This is a genomic window from Arthrobacter sp. MDT2-16, assembly GCF_054510925.1.
Window position 1 is genome coordinate 16,944 of record NZ_JBTNDP010000010.1, and the last position, 17,520, is coordinate 34,463.

Genomic DNA, 17,520 nt, shown 5'->3' on the forward strand with positions numbered 1-17,520 from the left:
AGGGCTCAGCCCTTCAGCGGCGCGATGTCCGCGGCACCGGCGGCGAGCAGCTCCTCGGCGAGCTCGAGCCCGAGCTGCGCCGCACCGACGGCATCCGTGGCGGGTGCCGAGCGCGTACGCCGCAGGATCGCGCGGCCGTCCAGGCTGCAGACCACGGCTTCGAGGGCCAGTTCGTCTCCCTGCAGCCGAGCGAGGGCACCGATCGGCGCGGCGCACCCCGCCTCGAGCTGCAGCAGGACGGCACGTTCGGCCGTCACCGCGAGGCGTGTGGGCAGGTGGTCGTAGGCCGCCAGTGCCTCGCGCATGCCCGGTGTGGCCTCGCTCTCGCGGCACTCGACCGCGAGCGCACCCTGGCCGGGCGCCGGCAGCATGACGTCGGTGTCCACCAGTTCCGTGATGGCGTCGTCGCGCCCCAGCCGGCGCAGTCCCGCGGCGGCGAGGACGACGGCGTCGAGGTCTCCCGGAGCCCCGGGGACGAGCCCCGCCACCCGCCCGAGCCGCGTGTCCACGTTCCCGCGGATGTCGACGACCTCCAGGCCCGGCCGTGCGGCCCTCAGCTGGGCGGCGCGGCGGGGCGACCCCGTGCCCACGCGGGCACCGTCGGGAAGCGTGGCGAGCGTCAGGCCGTCCCGCGCGCACAGGGCGTCCCGGACGTCCTCACGCTCGGGGACCGAGGCGACCGTGAGCCCCGGCGCGGGCAGTGTGGGGAGGTCCTTGAGCGAATGCACCGCGACGTCACACCGCTCCTCGAGGAGGGCGTCCCGCAGTGCTGCGACGAACACCCCGGTGCCGCCGATCTGGGAGAGCGACCCCTTGAGGATGTCCCCCTCCGTGCGGACCCGCACGAGCTCGTACGGCAGCCCTGCGAGGTCCGCCACGCACTCGGCGACGGTGGTGGTCTGGGTCAGCGCGAGGGCGCTGCCCCGCGTGCCGACCCGGATACCGGGCACTGTCACATCCCCGGGTTGGGCAGCGGCGTCCCCACGGTGGAATCGACGGCCGCGACGGTCGGCTTCTCGCCGCGGCGGTTGGCGCAGCAGTTGGGACGGCACACGTCGTACCAGGGCCCCAGGGCCGTCGCCGCCGGGCGGTCGGCGATGTTGTTCTCGACGGTGCGCTCGAGGATCAGGTCCACCAGGCCCTCTACGAACTTCCGGTGGGTGCCCGGGGTGGGGACGCGGTCGGCGACGATGCCGAGCTCGGCGCAGGTCTCCATGGCCTCGGTGTCGAGGTCCCAGGCCACCTCCATGTGGTCGGAGACGAAGCCCAGCGGGACGATGACGACGCCGCGGGTCCCGTCCTCGTAGCGGTCGCGCAGCGCGTCGCTGATGTCCGGCTCGAGCCACGGGATGTGGGGCGCGCCGGAGCGCGACTGGTAGACCAGCGACCACTCGACGCCGGCGGCCTCCGGGATGCGGTCCAGCACGGCCTGCGCGGTCGCGAGGTGCTGCGCCACGTAGGCACCCTCCTCGTGGGCTGGGCCGCCCTCGCCGTCCCGGGGTCCCGCCGCCTCGGCGTCGCCCATGGGGATGGAGTGGGTGGAGAACATGATGTGGACGGGTGCGTTCGGCGTGCCCTGCCCGGCGAGCCCCGCGCGGACCTTCGCGAGTCCCTCGCCGACGCCCTCGACGAACGGCTCGACGAAGCCGGGGTGGTCGAAGTACTGCCGCACCTTGTCCACCTCGAGCCTGCCCTCGAGTCCGGTCTTCACGAGGGCCATGCCGAGGTCCTCGCGGTACTGGCGGCAGCTCGAGTAGCAGGAGTAGGCGCTCGTGGTCACGGCGAGGACCTTGCGGTGGCCGGCATCGTAGGCCTCCTGCAGGGTGTCGGCGATGAACGGCTCCCAGTTGCGGTTGCCCCAGTACACGGGCAGGTCGATGCCGCGCCCGCGCAGTTCGGCCTCCATGGCCGCACGCAGGGCGCGGTTCTGGCTGTTGATAGGACTCACCCCGCCGAACGCGCGGTAGTGGTGCGAGACCTCCTCGAGGCGCTCGTCGGGGATGCCGCGGCCGCGGGTGACGTTCCGCAGGAAGGGGATGACGTCGTCCTGCCCCTCCGGGCCGCCGAAGGAGGCTAGCACCACGGCGTCGTACGCCTTCGGGGCCATGCGGCCGTTCTCGTCGACACCCTCGAGGGGGTCGAAAGCCTGTGTCGTCACTGGAGCACCTCTGCAATCTCGTCGGGGTTGATCCGCCGGCCGGTGTAGAACGGCACTTCCTCGCGGACATGGCGGCGCGCCTCGGTCTCCCGGAGGTACCGCATGAGGTCCACGAGGTCCACGAGCTCGGGAGCCTCGAGTGCCAGGATCCATTCGTAGTCGTTCAGGGCGAAGGATGACACCGTGTTGGAGATGACCTGCGGGTACTTGCGTCCCTTCATGCCGTGGTCCATCAGCATCTCGCGACGCTCGTCCTGCGGCAGGATGTACCACTCGTAGGACCGGACGAACGGGTAGACGCACACCCACTCCGCGGGGGCCACCCCCCGCGAGAAGGCCGGGCTGTGCGACTTGGAGAACTCCGCGTCGCGGTGGACGCCCATCGCGGACCACACCACGCCGGTCCCGGCGAACGTCTCGGTGCGGCGCAGTCGGCGTACGGCGGCCTGCAGGTCCTCGGGGCGGGGCCCGTGCAGCCAGACCATCACGTCGGCGTCGGCCCGCATGCCGGAGACGTCGTAGAAACCGCGGAGCACCACGCCGTCCTCCGCGAAGGACGAGGTGACCTCCTCGAGCTGTCGGGCGTCGGATCCGGTGGTCGCGGCAGTGCGCGCGAAGACCGTCCAGAGTGTGTAGAACAGCTCACCGGGGGCATCGGCGCCCTCTCCGGTCTGCTGGGGAGCGTGGGCGGGGTCCGTACCGGTGTGCTCAGTCATGGTACTAGTCTGCCCCTCGCCGGGAGGCGAACCGAATCCCTTCACTTCTACGAGGGGTAGAAGAGATGAACGTCACAGCGCGACGGCAGGACCCTCGGCGAGGGCGTCGGCGAGCACCCCCGCGCGGGCCCGGGCGTCGTCGATGACGGCCACGAGGCCGGTTCCCGCGAGCCATCCACCCGTGACGGCGAGGGACGCGGACTGGTCCGCGACGAGTCCGCGGATCCGGGCCACCCGCTCCCGGTGCCCGACCGAGGCGTGGGGCAGCGCGCCGGCCCAGCGCACCACGTCCCAGTCGAGCACGTCCGCCTCGAGGATCGGTACGCCGAGCAGCGCCGAGGCATCGGCGAGCGCATGGCGGTAGAGGGCGCCGTCGGGCGTCGCGAGCCCCACGTCGGCGGGTGTGTCCCCCACGCGCCCGTAGGACAGCCGCAGGACGTGCGAGCCGGGACCGGCCTGGTCCCGCAGCCACGCCCACTTCGCGGTGGAGTGCGTGAGCGCCTTCGCCGCCACGCCCTCGACGCCGCGGGCCACGAGCACGCCGGTGCCGCGCGGGGCGGCATCCAGTTCCGGCACGTCGACGATCAGCGTCACGAGGGCGACGCCGGGGACCGGATCCGGCCGTTCGGCCGCCAGGGCGGGAATGGCCGGTGCGAGGAGGTCGACGGCGGCGCGGCCCTCGGTGGCCACGAGGACGCCGTCGGCGGAGATGCGCCGCGTCAGCGTCGAGTGCTCGGTGGTCACCGTCCAGCCCGTGCCGGACCGGACGAGACCCGTGACCTGCTCCCCCGTCCTGAGATCGGCGCCGTCGGCCGTGAGCTCTGCCACGAGGGCGTCGCGGAGCTGCGCCATCCCGCCGACGAGTCCGCCGACCGCGGCGCCGGCCGGCGCGGCCTGGCGCAGCGCCCCTGCCGCGGCACCGAGGGAGCCGAGGCGGGCCATGGTCGCCCGGAGCCCCGGCGCCACGGAGTCGACGTCGAGGTCGGCGGGGTCGGCGGAGAACACGCCGCCCGCGACCGGCGCGACGAGTCGGGTGAGCACCTCCTCCCCCATGCGCGTCCGGACGAGTTCCCCGAGGCTCACCTTCTTGCGCGTGGCGAGGGGCCCGACGGGCAGGACCCTGTCCAGGGCGGCTCGGAGGGAGCCGCTGCGGCCGATGACCGCGGTGATCGCCGGGTCGGACGGATCCGCCGGGATGCCGAGGACTCCGGAGCTCGGCAGGGGCTGCGCGGAGGCCCGGAGGTCCCTGCCCGGAAGCTGCACCCAGGCGCCGGTGGCGTCGGGGGTGACGATCCGGCCGTCGAGCCCGAGCTCGGCGGCGAGTGCGGGGACGGTCGCGGAACGCGTGGAGAAGGACTCGGCGCCGCTGTCGAGCTGGAAGCCTCCCAGCAGACGCCCGTCCACCGTGCCGCCGAACCGGCCGGAGCGCTCGAGCACGGTGACGCGGAGCCCCCGCCGCAGCAGCGTCCGCGCGGCGACGAGCCCTGCCATGCCTCCGCCGATGACGACGATGCGGCGCGGCGCACGCTCCGGCGGGCCGCCGGGCGGCGAAGTCGCGGCGTCGCCCTCGGGGCCGGCCGTGCCCTTCGTCATGGTTACGGCTCCACGGAGTGGACGAGCTCGACGACGCGCGTCAGGACGTCCGGGTCCGTGTCCGGCGGGACGCCGTGTCCGAGGTTCACCACATGGCCCGGCGCCGAGGCGCCTGCGGCCAGCACCTCGCGGACGTGCCGTTCCAGGACCGGCCACGGGGCGGGCAGCAGGGCCGGGTCGATATTGCCCTGCACCGGCACGGTCCCACCGAGGCGCCGGCTCGCCTCGTCGAGGGGCAGCCGGTAGTCGACGCCGATGACGTCCACGCCCACCTCGTGCATGGCGACGAGCAGTTCGGACGTCCCGGTCCCGAAGTGGATCAGGGGCGCGCCGAGGCCGCGCACGTGGTCCAGTGCGCGGCGCGAGGCCGGGGCGACGTGGGTCCGGTAGTCCCCGAGGCCGAGGGACCCGGCCCACGAGTCGAAGAGCTGGGCGGCGCTGGCGCCGGCCTCGAGCTGCGCGCGCAGGAACATGCCCGAGGCGTCGGCAGCCCACTGCGTCAGGGCGCGCCAGGTGTCGGGATCGGCGTGCATCATGGTGCGCGGCCCGAGGTGGTCGCGGGACGGCCTGCCCTCGACCATGTACGCGGCCAGCGTGAACGGTGCGCCGGCGAACCCGATCAGCGGCGTGGAGCCAAGCTGGGCGACCGTGAGCGCGACCGCCCGACGGATGGGCTCGAGCGCCTCCCCGGTGAGGGTGGGCAGGGCGGCGACGTCGGCGGCCGACCGCACCGGCTTGCCGAGGACCGGGCCGACGCCGGGGACGATGTCCACGTCCACGCCCGCGAGCTTGAGCGGGATCACGATGTCGGAGAAGAAGATGCCGGCATCGACGTCGTGCCGTCGCACGGGCTGCAGGGTGATCTCGGAGGCCATCTCCGGGTCCAGGCACGAGGCCAGCATGTCCGTGCCCTCGCGCAGCGCCCGGTACTCCGGCAGCGACCGTCCGGCCTGGCGCATGAACCACACGGGGCGCCGGTGCGGCGTCCGCCCCCGATAGGCCGAGATGAGGGCCGAACCGGACGTGCGTCCGTCGACCAGCGGGTGCGATGCGCCAAGGTCCATACAGCCGATTCTGCCGAAGATCGCGGCGGATGGTTAACCGGGGCTGCGCGCCAGGACGCCGCGTGGCCAACATCACGCCCCTGCCGGAGGGGCAGGATCCCGCGGGAATCCGCGGAAGGCAAGCCGCGGTAAGGATCGCCTATTCGGTACGGGACACCCGTTCTCGGTATGATCGAGGGGTTGTGGTACTTCTTTCACTTGTAGCGACACACTCGAACGTGGACCTGGAAACGGTCGCCCGGCTCAGCGTCGGGGCCCCCCAGGTCCCTGCCGCCGTGCTCGCCGACGACCAGGCCGTCTCCGGTGCCGTCGTCCTGGCCACGTGCAACCGGTTCGAGATCTACGCCGAGGCCCCCACCGAGGACGACGTCGAGGCGGCCCGCTCCTCGATCGTCTCGACCATCAGCGAGTACTCGGGCATCCCCGAGCAGTCCGTCTCCGCCTCCTTCGAGACCCACACGGGCCAGGGCGTCGCCGAGCACCTCTTCGCCGTGGGCGCCGGACTCGATTCCGCCGTGATCGGCGAACGCGAGATCGCCGGGCAGGTACGCCGCGCCCTCATCGAGGCGCAGGGCTCGGGAGCCGCCAGCGGCGGCCTCGTGCGCCTGTTCCAGGCCGCCTCCAGGACCGCGAAGGACGTGGGCGCGCAGACGGCCCTCGGCAGCCGCGGGCGCTCCATCGTCTCCGTGGCCCTCGAGCTCGCCGGCGACATCTCCGCCGACGCCGACTGGTCCCGCAAGACGGTGGTGCTCTTCGGAACGGGCGCCTATGCGGGCGCCACGATGGCCGCCCTGAAGGACCGCGGCTGCACCGACATCTCCGTCTTCTCCTCCTCGGGACGCGCCGAGGCCTTCGTCGCCACGCGCGGCGGAACCGCCGTGACGGCCGCCGACCTGCCGGGCGCGATGCGCAGGGCCGACGTCGTCATCGGCTGCAGCGGCAGCGACGCGCGGATCGACGCCGCCGACGTCGAGCGTGTCCGCGAGGGCAGCAACCGCCCCCTCGTCGTCATCGACCTCGCCCTCAGCCACGACTTCGATCCCGCCGTCGGGACCCTCGCCGACGTCGAGCTCATCACGCTCGAGTCCGTGCGTGCCGCGGCTCCCGAGGAGCAGGCCGACGCGCTCGCCCAGGCAGGCGACCTCGTCCGCGAGGCCGCCCGCTCCTTCGAGGAGCAGCAGACCACCCGGGCCATGAACGCCGCCATCGTGGCGCTCCGGCAGCACACCCAGGCGGTCCTCGACTCCGAGATGGAACGCGTCCGCGCGCAGCACGGCTGCACGGCCGCCGCCGAGGAGGTCGAGTTCGCCCTGCGGCGGATGGTGCGTCAGCTCCTGCACGTGCCGACCGTCCGCGCCCGGGAGCTCGCGGCGGAAGGACGCCAGGAGGACTACACCGCCGCCCTCGAGGCGCTGTACGGCATCGACCTCGCGCCGGTCGCCGAGAAGGCCCCCGCGGACCCGGCATCCGGTGCCGCCGTGGTGCTGCGGGACCTCGTGCACGGGCATGCCCACCCGGACGGCGCCGTCTGCCCCGTCGACCACGAACGGCCGGCCCGCAGCGCCTGACCGCGCTGCTGCGACCGGGGGCGCCGGCTAGTACGTGAGCTTGTCCGGTTCGACCCTGTGCACCCAGTCGATGATCCCGCCCTCCACCGACCATGCGGCCGGATGGCCCCGCTCCCGCAGGAAACGCACCACATCGGCGGAACGGACACCGGACTTGCAGTGCACGTAGACCGTCCTGCCACTGTCGATCCGCACGTCGGCGTCGAGGATGAGCTCCTTCGGGACCAGGGTGGCGCCGTCGATGCTCACGATCGCGTGCTCCTCCGGAGTGCGCACGTCCAGCAGGTCGAAGTCCGCCGTGCCCGCTGAGCGCGCGGCGAGGAGTCCGGCGAGCTCGTCGACCGTGACGGTCGGGACCCGGTCCCCGTCCCGTGCCGCCGGCGCCCTGGACGGCAGGCCGCAGAACTCCTCGTAGTCGACGAGTTCCGTGATCCGCGCCGCCGCCGGGTCCGGCCGTACGCGCAGCTCCCGCCAGCTCATGTCCAGGGCGTCGAACACCAGCACCCGCCCGAGCAGCGGCCTGCCCACGCCCGTGATGAGCTTGACGGCCTCGTTGACCATCACGGAGCCGATCTGCCCGCACAGCACACCCAGCACGCCGCCCTCGGCGCACGAGGGCACGGAGCCCGGCGGGGGCGCCTCCGGGTACAGGTCGCGGTAGGTGGGGCCGTGGTCCTGCCAGAACACGCTGACCTGCCCGTCGAAGCGCAGGATCGAGCCCCACACGTACGGCTTGCCGAGGATCGCCGTCGCGTCGTTGACGAGGTAGCGCGTGGCGAAGTTGTCCGTGCCGTCGACGATCAGGTCGTACCCGGCGAAGATCTCCAGCGCGTTCCAGCGGTCCAGCCGCTCCTCGTGCAGGACCACGTCGACCAGCGGGTTCAGAGCGTGGATGCTGTCACGGGCCGATGCCGCCTTGGACCGGCCGAGGTCCGGCATGCCGTGGATGACCTGGCGCTGCAGGTTGGAGAGTTCTACGTCGTCGTCGTCGACGATGCCGAGCGTCCCCACGCCCGCCGCCGCCAGGTACAGCAGCGCCGGAGAGCCCAGACCGCCCGCGCCGATCACGAGCACGCGCGCGTTCTTCAGGCGCAGCTGCGCCTCGGTGCCGAAGCCGGGGATGATGAGGTGCCGCGAGTACCGCAGCGTCTCCTCCTGCGACAGGCTGCCCGTCGCCTCGACCAGGGGCGGCAGCTGCTCCGGTACGCCGGAAGGCGGAGGAGCCTGGATACTCGCGGGGGCCTGCGGCGACGACGGGGAAGCGGTCATGCCCAAGGGTATGGTGCGGCGAGGCCCCCGGGCCACCTGCGGCCCGCGGGAAACCGGCACACGGGAGGGTGGGTAAACTGGGCGGACGCCCCCGCCCGCTGAGCCCGAGGAACACCTCCCGTGAGTGCTGAACCGACCACCGCAGGAAAGGCCGTCCGGCTGCCGCGGGACGAACGCCGGCGGCAGCTCCTCGCCGCGGCGCAGGAGGTCTTCGTGAGCAACGGATACCACGGCGCCGCCATGGACGACATCGCCGAAGCGGCCTCCGTGAGCAAGCCCGTGCTCTACCAGCACTTCCCCGGCAAGCGCGACCTCTACCTCGCACTGCTCGACGGACACCTCGCCGAGCTCACGGAACTGCTCGTGGACGCCCTGCGCTCCACCGACGACAACAAGCTGCGCGTGCACGCGACCATGCGCGCATATTTCCAGTTCATCGCGCAGGACAGCCAGGCCCACCGGCTCGTGTTCGAGTCCGACATCGGCAACGAGCCCGATGTCAGCAGGCGGCTCGAGGCGTTCAACGCCCAGTTCGCGAACGCCATCGCCGGAGTGATCGCCGGCGACACGCAGCTGTCGATGGTCGAGGCCACCCTGCTGGGCCGGGGACTGGCCGGCATGGCCCAGATCAGTGCGCGGTACTGGCTCGAGACGGACGGCAGCCTCGACATCGATGCGGCGGCGGAGCTGATCTACCGTTTAGCTTGGCGCGGAATCAGCCGGTTCCCCAAGGAGATCTAGGGTAGTTTTCGAAGCTGTAGCACGCCCATACAACAGGAGGCATACGCCGTGGAAGTCAAGATCGGTATCCAGAACGTCAACCGGGAGATCATCCTCGAATCCTCCGAGAGCGCTGACGCGATCGCCGAGCTCGTGTCCCAGGCGATGAGCGGCGGCACCGACCTGCGCCTCAAGGATTCCAAGGGACGCCAGGTGATCGTCCCCGTGTCGGTACTCGGCTATGTGGAGATCGGTGCCGAGGAGACACGTCGCGTGGGCTTCGGCGCCCTCTGACGCTGCCCTGAGGACCCGCGGTCGGCCGCTCGCGCCGTCGACCGCGGGTCTTTCTGCACGGCGGCGGACCAGCGGCGGGAAGCACCGACCTATGCCGTGAGTCCCAGGGCGCTCATACGCCGGGAGTGATTGCGGGTCAGCTGCGCGAACAGCGCCGTGGTGTGCTGGGTGTGGTCCGCCTCGTCGGCGAACAGCAACCCGGCCAGGTACTGGCGCTCGATGCCCACGCGCTGCGCCTGGGTCAGGGCCTCCCCCACGAGCCGGCGACCCCACAGGGCCAGGCGGGAGGCGAGCCGGGGATCGTCCGAGAGGGCCTGTTTCAGCCGTCGCTGCAGGTGGGCCGCGCCGTCCCCCGAATCGATCGCGCTGATCAGTTCCCGCGTCCGCGGATCGAAGCTGTCGGCCAGGGCACGGTAGAAGTCGCCGGAGAAGGCATCGATGACGTAGGCCTTCATGAGGGACTCGTACCAGTCCCCGGGGCGGGTGCGCTCGTGGAACGCATCGATGGATGCCTGGAACGGTGTCATGGCGTCCTCGACCGTGATCTGCAGGTCCGCGAGGAAGGCCCCCACCATCTCGAAGTGCTCGAACTCCTGCACGGCCAGCCGGCCCAGGCTCGCACGGTCGGCGAGGCTCGGCGAGAAGCGCGCGTCCGAGGACAGCCGCTCGAACCCGGAGAGCTCGCCGTAGGCCACGATGCCGAGCAGGTCGGTGACGAAACGCGCGTAGAGGGGGTTCGCGAACGCGTCCTCGGCGGTGGCGTCCCGCTGGGTCGCGGTCAGGGCCGTGCTGTCGGAGGAGCCGTTGTTCATTCTGCTAAGAGTACGCACTCCCCGGGGCGCGGCAAGCTGCAGGACGGCGCCGGACGCCGGCCCGGGCACGCGTAGCAACCTTGGGTTCCGCCCAGTGGCGGACGTGCCGCGTGTCTGTGACGTGCGTTACCGTAATGCCTGTGCCCGCACAGCATATGGATCTCAGGGACCGGGAGTCCCAGCAGCGCCTCACCGAGTCGCTGCGTGCCCTGCGTGAAGAACTCGAGATCCGCGAGGACTTCCCGCCGGAGGTCCTCGGCGAGGCGGAGGAGGCGGTGGCGGCCTCCGGCCTCCCGCCGGAGGATCTCCGTGCCCTGCCGTTCCTCACGATCGACCCGCCCGGCTCCACCGACCTCGATCAGGCCGTGCATCTCGCGCGGCTGCCGGGTACGCCGGCGAACGACGGGACGCAGGACACCCCGGACGGCTACGAGGTCCGGTACGCCATCGCGGACGTCCCGCTCTTCGTCCGGCCGGGGGGCGCGATCGACCGCGAGGCGCGGCTCCGCGGGCAGACCCTGTACGCCCCCGACGGGCGGATCTCCCTGCACCCCGAGGTGGTCTCCGAGAACGCCGCGAGCCTCCTGCCCGACCGGGACCGCCCGGCGTTCGTCTGGCACTTCCGGCTCGACGCCGGGGCGCAGGTGCAGTCGGTCACGGTCCGCCGCGCCACCGTGCGCAGCCGCCGCCAGCTCACCTACGCGCAGGTCCAGACGGACATCGACGCCGGCACCGCCGATGAGCAGCTCCTCCTCCTGCGCGAGATCGGCACGCTCCGCATCCAGCAGGAGCTCGACCGCGGCGGCGCGAGCCTCAACCTGCCCCGCCAGGAGATCACGCACGACGGCGAGAGCTACGCGATCGTGACGGAACCCGCCCTGCCGTGCGAGGACTGGAACGCCCAGATCTCGCTGATGACCGGCATGGCCGCAGCCCGCATGATGATCGACGGCGGTATCGGCATCCTGCGCACCATGCCCGAGCCCGACGACGGCGCGCTGGCCAAGTTCCGGCGCCAGTCCGAGGCCCTCGAGCATCCCTGGCCGGAGGACATGCCCTACGGGGCGTTCCTGCGGACCCTCGACGTCGCCGACCCCCGCCAGCTCGCGCTGATGCACGCCGCGGCCTCGCTGTTCCGCGGCGCCGGCTACACCGCCTTCGACGGCCGGGTGCCCGACGCCGTCGTCCAGTCCGCCATCGCCGCACCGTACGCCCACACCACGGCTCCCCTGCGGCGCCTCGTGGACCGGTTCGTCCTCGTGACCTGCGCGTCGCTGTGCGCGGGCGAGGAGGTCCCCGACTGGGTCCGCGCCGCCCTGCCGGACCTGAACGCCCTCATGGCGTCCTCCAACCAGACGGCTTCCCGGCTCGACTCGGGCGCGATGGACGCGGTGCAGGCCGCCCTCCTGAGCAACCGCATCGGCGAGGCGTTCTCCGCCGTGGTCCTGCAGGGCTCCCCTCCCGCCGTCGAGGACGCCCCCGGCAAGCAGGCGCCCCGGCTGTCCGGGACCGTGCAGGTCACCGAGCCGCCGCTCGAGGCCAAGTGCTACGGGGAGCTCGTCGCCGGCGAGCGCGTGACCGTGGTGCTGCTCGAGGCCGACATCGCGCGTCGCCGCCTGCGCTTCGAGGTCAAACCGACCGATGCGCACCTCCAGGCGCGCAATGACGCCCTGCGGGAGCGGGCAGGGTAGTCTGAGAGGCGTAGTAATGGATGCCCGGTCGTTATCACGCGATAACCCGCAGTACCTACTCGATCCCGAGTTTTCCCGCAGGCGCAGGTCTCCCTCCGCAGCCCGCATGCAGTTGCAAGCCCGCGATCGGCTTCCACTGGACGCCTCAGCGTCCGCCGATTCGCTCCGCCCTTCGATGGATTCCACCGGGGGTGTCGAGCCTCAGCGGCCGCGGGGCCTGAATGAACGGTAGAACGTGCACGACATCAACTCAGGCAACACCCCGGTGACGGATGCGCACCACCTCGTCGCCGACGATTCGGTCGACGCCATCGACGTCGAGGAGACGCTGGTCACCACCGACGAGCCGCACGCGGCCGTCGCCGAGACCTTCGCGGACTTCAACGTCCGCCCCGACATCGTCGAGTCCCTCGCCGACGCCGGCATCCTCCACCCCTTCCCCATCCAGGCGATGACGCTCTCGATCGCGCTCGGCGGGCACGACATCATCGGCCAGGCGAAGACGGGCACGGGGAAGACCCTCGGGTTCGGCATCCCGGCCATCCAGCGTGTCGTCGGTCCTGACGACGCCGGCTACGAGCAGCTCCCGGTCCCCGGCGCCCCGCAGGCCCTCGTCGTCGTCCCGACGCGCGAGCTCGCCGTGCAGGTGGCCAACGACCTCACGACGGCGGCGAAGAAGCGCAACGCGCGGATCGTCACCATCTACGGCGGTCGCGCCTACGAGCCCCAGATCGAGGCCATCAAGAAGGGCGTCGAGATCGTGGTCGGCACGCCCGGGCGCCTGATCGACCTGTACCGGCAGAAGCTGCTGGTGCTCAAGAACGTCAAGATCGTGGTGCTGGACGAGGCCGACGAGATGCTGGACCTCGGCTTCCTGCCCGACGTCGAGACGCTGATCGCCGCGACGCCGCCGGTGCGCCAGACGCTCCTGTTCTCCGCGACCATGCCCGGCCCCGTCATCGCGATGGCACGCCGCTACATGACGCAGCCCACGCACATCCGTGCCGCGGATCCCGAGGACGAGGGCATCACCAAGAAGGACATCCGCCAGGTCATCTACCGCGCGCACAACCTGGACAAGGCCGAGGTGGTGGCCCGCATCCTGCAGTCCCGCAACCGCGGCCGCGCCATCATCTTCTGCAAGACCAAGCGCACCGCCGCGAAGCTGTCCGAGGAACTGATCGACCGCGGCTTCGCGGCCGGCGCCATCCACGGCGACCTCGGCCAGGGCGCCCGCGAGCAGGCGCTGCGGGCCTTCCGCGGCGACAAGATCGACGTCCTCGTCGCCACGGAGGTCGCCGCGCGCGGCATCGACGTCGAGGACATCACCCACGTCATCAACTACCAGTGCCCCGAGGACGAGAAGGCCTACCTGCACCGCGTGGGCCGCACGGGCCGTGCCGGCAAGAAGGGCACCGCGGTCACGTTCGTGGACTGGGACGACGTCCCCCGCTGGGGCCTGATCAACAAGGCGCTCGGACTCGACACGCCCGAGCCCGTGGAGACCTACTCCTCGTCGCCGCACCTCTACACGGACCTCGACATCCCCGAGGGCACCAAGGGACGCCTGCCCCGCAAGGACCGCAAGCTCGCCGGCATCCAGGCCGAGGTGCTCGAGGACCTCGGCGAGACCGGCAAGCGCGGCGGCAGCCCACGCCAGGAGGGCGCCGGGAACGACGGCGGTCGCGGTCGCGGACGCGGCGGCCAGCGCCGGGAGGGCGACTCCTCCGGCGAGGGCTCGCGGGGTGCTCGTGGCCGCAGCCGCGGGGGCAACCGTCCGGCCGACGCGTCCGGCGACGCCCAGGCCCCGGCCGTCGCCGCCGGTGACGCGCCCGAGGGCGGACGCCGTCGTCGTCCCGCCGGTGAGGGCGAGGCACCCGCGGGCGACCGCCAGCGCCGCAGCCGGACCCGCCGCCGCAACGGCGAGGTCGTCGCGAAGCCTGCCGGCGGCGCGGAGGACTAACCCCCGGTGACGGAGCTCCCTGCGCCGTCCGTGCCTCCCTCGTGGAGCGCGGACGGCGCCAACCTCGTGGTGCACGCGGACAACGCGGAGTACCTCGCCACGCTGCCGGACGCGGCCTTCACGATGATCTACGTGGACCCGCCCTTCAACACGGGCAGGGTGCAGCGCCGCCAGCAGACCACGATGGTTCGGGCGGTGGAGGGCGCCGGGGACCGCGTGGGCTTCAAGGGCCTGTCCTACTCGACCGTCAAAGGCATGCTCGCGAGCTACGACGACGCCTTCGAGGACTACTGGGACTTCCTCGCGCCGAGGCTCGCCGAGGCGTGGCGGCTCCTGGCCGACGACGGCACGCTCTACCTGCACCTCGACTACCGCGAGGTGCACTATGCGAAGGTCATGCTGGATGCCCTGTTCGGGCGCGACTGCTTCCTGAACGAGATCATCTGGGCGTACGACTACGGTGCACGGGCCAAGCGCAAATGGCCTGCCAAGCACGACAACATCCTCGTGTACGTGAAGAACCCGTCCGGCTACTTCTTCAGCAGCGACGAGGTGGACCGCGAACCGTACATGGCGCCGGGCCTGGTCACGGCGGAGAAGGCGGCCCTCGGCAAGCTCCCCACCGACGTGTGGTGGCATACCATCGTGTCCCCGACCGGCCGGGAGAAGACCGGCTACCCCACCCAGAAACCCGAGGGCCTGCTGCGGCGCGCCGTCGCGGCGAGCAGCCGCGAGGGCGACTGGGTGCTGGACTTCTTCGCCGGCTCGGGGACCCTGGGCGCCGTGGCGGGGAAGCTCGGCCGCCGCTTCGTCTGCGTGGACAGCAACCCGCAGGCCGTCGAGGTCATGCGCGCGCGCCTGTCGCCCTGGACCTGACGCCCGAAGGCGCCCGCCTAGCTGACCGCCGTGCCCGTCCCGAGGCCCATGATGGCCTCGAGGGTCTCCCTCGCGGTGACGTTCTCGCCGAGCAGGTTCGGCTTCCCGCTGCCGTGGTAGTCGCTCGATCCGGTGACGAGCAGCCCCCGGTCCCGCGCGATCCTCCGCAGTTCCACGCGCGCCTCCTCGGGGTTGTCCCGGTGCTCCACCTCCAGGCCCAGCAGGCCCGCGTCGATCATCTCGTGGATCACGGCGCCTCCGACCACCGCTCCGCGGTTGAACGCCGACGGGTGGGCGAACACCGGGACGCCGCCGGCGTCCCGGATGAGGGCGACGGCTGCGGCGGGGTGCGGTGCGTAGTGGCTGACCCAGTAGGGCGATCGCGCCGTCAGGATGCGGTCGAAGGCCTCCGAGCGCGTCTTCACGATCCCGAGGGCGATCAGCGCGTCGGCGATGTGCGGGCGTCCCACGGTGGCGCCCTCGGTCACGTGCCGGAGCACCAGGTCCCACGTGATGGGGAAGTCGCCGGCCATCAGCTCGACCATGCGCCGTGCCCGCGTCAGCCGCGCCTCCCGCGACTTCTCGATCTCCTCACGCAGCCCGGCGTGCAGCGGGTCGTGCAGGTAGGACAGCACGTGCACGCTGATGCCGGTGTCCGTCCGGCAGGAGACCTCCATGCCCGGGACGAAGCTGATGCCGAGCCCCTCCGCGGCGGCCCTGGCCCTGTCCCAGCCGGCCGTGGAGTCGTGATCGGTCAGCGCGACGGCGTCGAGGCCGGCGGCGGCCGCGGAGGCGATGAGGACGTCGGGGTCCTCGGTGCCGTCCGAGACGTTCGAGTGCGTGTGCAGGTCGATTCTCACCGAACCAATCTACGCGCCACCGGCGTGGGGCCCGGCCACGGTAGGCACGCCGGACGATCCGGGACCGCGTGGGCCGAGCCTGCTAGGGGCGACGTCGTCCCGCCACCGGGAGGAGCAGGCCGCGCGCGTGCCCGTCGGCGCTGCGGCAGTGCGTGTCCACCCCGGCCGGCGGGTAGGCGTGCTCCACGACGCGCAGCCTACCGGCGTGGACGAGGCGCACGGGGCCGGACTTCCCGGACCCGCGGCGGGAGTGGGACGATGGCGGTGTGAGCACCGACGACACATTCCCCGCATCCGCCATCCCCACCGACGCACCGGAGGGCCAGCCGCTGTCCGACCGCAACGAGAACCGCTCCCAGCGGCCCGACTCCGACGCCTTCAAGACGTTCATGGCCGGCAGCTGGGCGCCGGCATCCGAGGACCTCCCGCCCGTGGCCCCCGTCGCCGAGCACGCAGCCCGCCGCCGTCGTGCCGTCTCCGACCGGTTCCCCGGCGAGCGCCTCGTGATCCCCGCCGGCCCGTTCAAGGTCCGCTCCAACGACACCGATTACCGGTACCGCCCGCACTCCGGGTTCGCGCACCTGACCGGACTCGGACTGGACCACGAGCCGGACGCCGTGCTGGTCCTCGAACCCGCCGAGCCGGGAGAGGGCGACGACGGCGGGAACCACACCGCCACGCTGTACTTCCGTGAACTCGCGGGCCGCGACAGCGCCGAGTTCTACGCCAACGCCCGCTACGGTGAGTTCTGGATCGGGCAGCGCCTGTCCATGGCGCAGATCAACGCCCAGCTGGACCTCGAGACGGCCGACCTCGCCGAGCTCGAGCTCGCCATCACGAAGGACGCGGGCGTGCCCGAGATCGGCGGGATGAGCATCCGACTGCTCCGCGAGGTGGACCTGAACGCCGACGCCCTCGTGGACACCTCACGCATCAACACCGGCGTGGACCTCGAGAAGGCCGACGCCCTCGACGCGATCCTCGCCGAGGCGCTCTCCGAGCTCAGGCTCCTCAAGGACTCCTGGGAGGTCGAGCAGATGGAGGCGGCCGTGGCCGCGACCGTCGAGGGCTTCCACGACGTGGTCCGCGCGCTCCCCCGCGCCCTCACCCATCCTCGCGGCGAACGTGTGGTCGAGGGTGCCTTCTTCGCCCGGGCGCGCGAGGAGGGCAACGATCTCGGGTACGACACCATCGCCGCGTCGGGCAACAACGCCACCACGCTGCACTGGATCCGCAATACCGGCCAGGTGAGGGCCGGGGACCTGCTCCTGCTCGACGCCGGCGTCGAGGCCGAGAGCCTCTACACCGCGGACATCACCAGGACCCTCCCCGTCACCGGGCAGTACACGGACATCCAGCGCAAGGTGTACCAGGCGGTGCTCGACGCCGCCGACGCCGGCTTCGCCGCCGCACAGCCCGGCCGGAAGTTCCGCGAGGTGCACCAGGCCGCCGTCACGGTCCTCGCCGAGAACCTCGACGCCTGGGGGCTGCTGCCCGTCCCGCTCGAGGAGGCGCTCTCCCCCGAGGGCCAGCACCACCGCCGCTGGATGCCGCACGGCACGAGCCACCACCTGGGGATGGACGTCCACGACTGCGCGCAGGCCAAGCGCGAGCTGTACCTGGACGGGGTCCTCACCGAGGGGATGGTGTTCACCATCGAGCCGGGTCTCTACTTCAAGGCCGAGGACCTCGCGGTCCCCGAGGAGTACCGGGGTATCGGCGTGCGTATCGAGGACGACATCCTCATGACGGCCGACGGTCCGGTCAACCTCAGCGCCGCCCTCCCGCGCAACTCCGACGACGTCGAGGACTGGATGGCGGGCATCTGGGGCAGCACCGGGGAGTAGCCCTCCCGGACGGCCCGCGACGGGTCGGGAAATGACGGAGGCCGGGACCCGCGGGTCCCGGCCTCCGTCATGCCGCGGGCGTGCTCCGC

Annotated in this window: 16 protein-coding genes; 7 read left to right on the forward strand and 9 right to left on the reverse strand. The window is 72.1% G+C overall.

Going from position 1 to position 17,520, the window contains the following annotated elements; all coding sequences use genetic code 11:
• Positions 1 to 5: 5 nt before the first annotated feature.
• The 5 genes from hemC to hemE all read right to left on the reverse strand — a co-directional run bounded on the left by hemC (position 6) and on the right by hemE (position 5,531).
• Complete coding sequence (gene hemC, locus ACX80N_RS15530; RefSeq protein ID WP_459340111.1) at positions 6 to 956, reverse strand: hydroxymethylbilane synthase; 951 nt, start codon at positions 954 to 956, stop codon at positions 6 to 8.
• Positions 953 to 2,107, reverse strand: a complete 1,155-nt coding sequence (locus ACX80N_RS15535) for a ferrochelatase (RefSeq protein ID WP_459340157.1) — start codon at positions 2,105 to 2,107, stop codon at positions 953 to 955. Before ACX80N_RS15535 ends, hemC begins: the two co-directional genes overlap by 4 nt.
• A 47-nt stretch (positions 2,108 to 2,154) precedes the next feature.
• A complete protein-coding gene (hemQ, locus tag ACX80N_RS15540) occupies positions 2,155 to 2,874 on the reverse strand; it encodes a hydrogen peroxide-dependent heme synthase (RefSeq protein ID WP_459340112.1) in 720 nt (239 codons plus the stop codon).
• A gap of 72 nt (positions 2,875 to 2,946) precedes the next feature.
• Complete coding sequence (gene hemG, locus ACX80N_RS15545) at positions 2,947 to 4,467, reverse strand: protoporphyrinogen oxidase (RefSeq protein ID WP_459340113.1); 1,521 nt, start codon at positions 4,465 to 4,467, stop codon at positions 2,947 to 2,949.
• A 2-nt stretch (positions 4,468 to 4,469) separates the two neighbouring features.
• Positions 4,470 to 5,531, reverse strand: coding sequence for a uroporphyrinogen decarboxylase (gene hemE, locus ACX80N_RS15550; RefSeq protein ID WP_105032741.1), 1,062 nt, complete (start codon positions 5,529 to 5,531; stop codon positions 4,470 to 4,472).
• 182 nt (positions 5,532 to 5,713) lie between these two features.
• Between hemE and ACX80N_RS15555 the strand changes: the two genes are divergently transcribed.
• Positions 5,714 to 7,099, forward strand: coding sequence for a glutamyl-tRNA reductase (locus tag ACX80N_RS15555; RefSeq protein WP_105032742.1), 1,386 nt, complete (start codon positions 5,714 to 5,716; stop codon positions 7,097 to 7,099).
• A gap of 27 nt (positions 7,100 to 7,126) precedes the next feature.
• Here ACX80N_RS15555 and moeB read toward each other — a convergent pair whose 3' ends face one another.
• On the reverse strand, positions 7,127 to 8,368 hold the full coding sequence (gene moeB / locus ACX80N_RS15560; RefSeq protein ID WP_459340114.1) for a molybdopterin-synthase adenylyltransferase MoeB: 1,242 nt from the start codon (positions 8,366 to 8,368) through the stop codon (positions 7,127 to 7,129).
• Between the two features lie 120 nt (positions 8,369 to 8,488).
• Here moeB and ACX80N_RS15565 point away from each other — a divergent pair, with 120 nt between their 5' ends.
• Both ACX80N_RS15565 and ACX80N_RS15570 read left to right on the forward strand, forming a co-directional pair.
• The gene (locus ACX80N_RS15565) at positions 8,489 to 9,109 is read left to right on the forward strand and encodes a TetR/AcrR family transcriptional regulator (protein ID WP_105032744.1); all 621 of its coding nucleotides are present in this window, start codon (positions 8,489 to 8,491) and stop codon (positions 9,107 to 9,109) included.
• Positions 9,110 to 9,157: 48 nt separating this feature from the next.
• Complete coding sequence (locus ACX80N_RS15570; protein ID WP_105032745.1) at positions 9,158 to 9,382, forward strand: DUF3107 domain-containing protein; 225 nt, start codon at positions 9,158 to 9,160, stop codon at positions 9,380 to 9,382.
• Positions 9,383 to 9,471: 89 nt separating this feature from the next.
• Here the strand turns inward: ACX80N_RS15570 and ACX80N_RS15575 are convergent, their stop codons facing one another.
• Positions 9,472 to 10,194 carry a ferritin-like fold-containing protein gene (locus tag ACX80N_RS15575; protein WP_105032746.1) on the reverse strand — a complete coding sequence of 241 codons (723 nt, stop codon included), beginning with the start codon at positions 10,192 to 10,194 and terminating at the stop codon, positions 9,472 to 9,474.
• A 140-nt stretch (positions 10,195 to 10,334) separates the two neighbouring features.
• Between ACX80N_RS15575 and ACX80N_RS15580 the strand changes: the two genes are divergently transcribed.
• The 3 genes from ACX80N_RS15580 to ACX80N_RS15590 all read left to right on the forward strand — a co-directional run bounded on the left by ACX80N_RS15580 (position 10,335) and on the right by ACX80N_RS15590 (position 14,724).
• Positions 10,335 to 11,885, forward strand: coding sequence for an RNB domain-containing ribonuclease (locus ACX80N_RS15580; RefSeq protein WP_459340115.1), 1,551 nt, complete (start codon positions 10,335 to 10,337; stop codon positions 11,883 to 11,885).
• Positions 11,886 to 12,150: 265 nt separating this feature from the next.
• Positions 12,151 to 13,848 (forward strand): DEAD/DEAH box helicase, encoded by a 1,698-nt coding sequence (locus tag ACX80N_RS15585; RefSeq protein ID WP_459340158.1) that lies wholly within the window; start codon positions 12,151 to 12,153, stop codon positions 13,846 to 13,848.
• A 6-nt stretch (positions 13,849 to 13,854) separates the two neighbouring features.
• Positions 13,855 to 14,724 (forward strand): DNA-methyltransferase, encoded by an 870-nt coding sequence (locus ACX80N_RS15590; protein WP_459340116.1) that lies wholly within the window; start codon positions 13,855 to 13,857, stop codon positions 14,722 to 14,724.
• A gap of 17 nt (positions 14,725 to 14,741) precedes the next feature.
• Here the strand turns inward: ACX80N_RS15590 and ACX80N_RS15595 are convergent, their stop codons facing one another.
• Both ACX80N_RS15595 and ACX80N_RS15600 read right to left on the reverse strand, forming a co-directional pair.
• On the reverse strand, positions 14,742 to 15,584 hold the full coding sequence (locus ACX80N_RS15595; RefSeq protein WP_459340117.1) for a PHP domain-containing protein: 843 nt from the start codon (positions 15,582 to 15,584) through the stop codon (positions 14,742 to 14,744).
• Between the two features lie 82 nt (positions 15,585 to 15,666).
• Complete coding sequence (locus ACX80N_RS15600; protein ID WP_459340118.1) at positions 15,667 to 15,858, reverse strand: hypothetical protein; 192 nt, start codon at positions 15,856 to 15,858, stop codon at positions 15,667 to 15,669.
• Here ACX80N_RS15600 and ACX80N_RS15605 point away from each other — a divergent pair.
• Positions 15,851 to 17,431: an aminopeptidase P family protein gene (locus ACX80N_RS15605; RefSeq protein WP_459340119.1), complete on the forward strand. Its 1,581-nt coding sequence runs from the start codon at positions 15,851 to 15,853 to the stop codon at positions 17,429 to 17,431. The two genes, ACX80N_RS15600 and ACX80N_RS15605, sit on opposite strands and share 8 nt — an antisense overlap.
• Positions 17,432 to 17,520: the final 89 nt, after the last annotated feature.

Bases quoted from the DNA above. Each gene is read 5' to 3' on its own strand.
- moeB (WP_459340114.1), bottom strand. From the start codon at position 8,368: ATGACCGCTTCCCCGTCGTCGCCGCAGGCCCCCGCGAGTATCCAGGCT.
- ACX80N_RS15535 (WP_459340157.1), bottom strand. From the start codon at position 2,107: ATGGCCCCGAAGGCGTACGACGCCGTGGTGCTAGCCTCCTTCGGCGGC.
- hemE (WP_105032741.1), bottom strand. From the start codon at position 5,531: ATGGACCTTGGCGCATCGCACCCGCTGGTCGACGGACGCACGTCCGGT.
- hemG (WP_459340113.1), bottom strand. From the start codon at position 4,467: ATGACGAAGGGCACGGCCGGCCCCGAGGGCGACGCCGCGACTTCGCCG.
- hemQ (WP_459340112.1), bottom strand. From the start codon at position 2,874: ATGACTGAGCACACCGGTACGGACCCCGCCCACGCTCCCCAGCAGACC.
- ACX80N_RS15575 (WP_105032746.1), bottom strand. From the start codon at position 10,194: ATGAACAACGGCTCCTCCGACAGCACGGCCCTGACCGCGACCCAGCGG.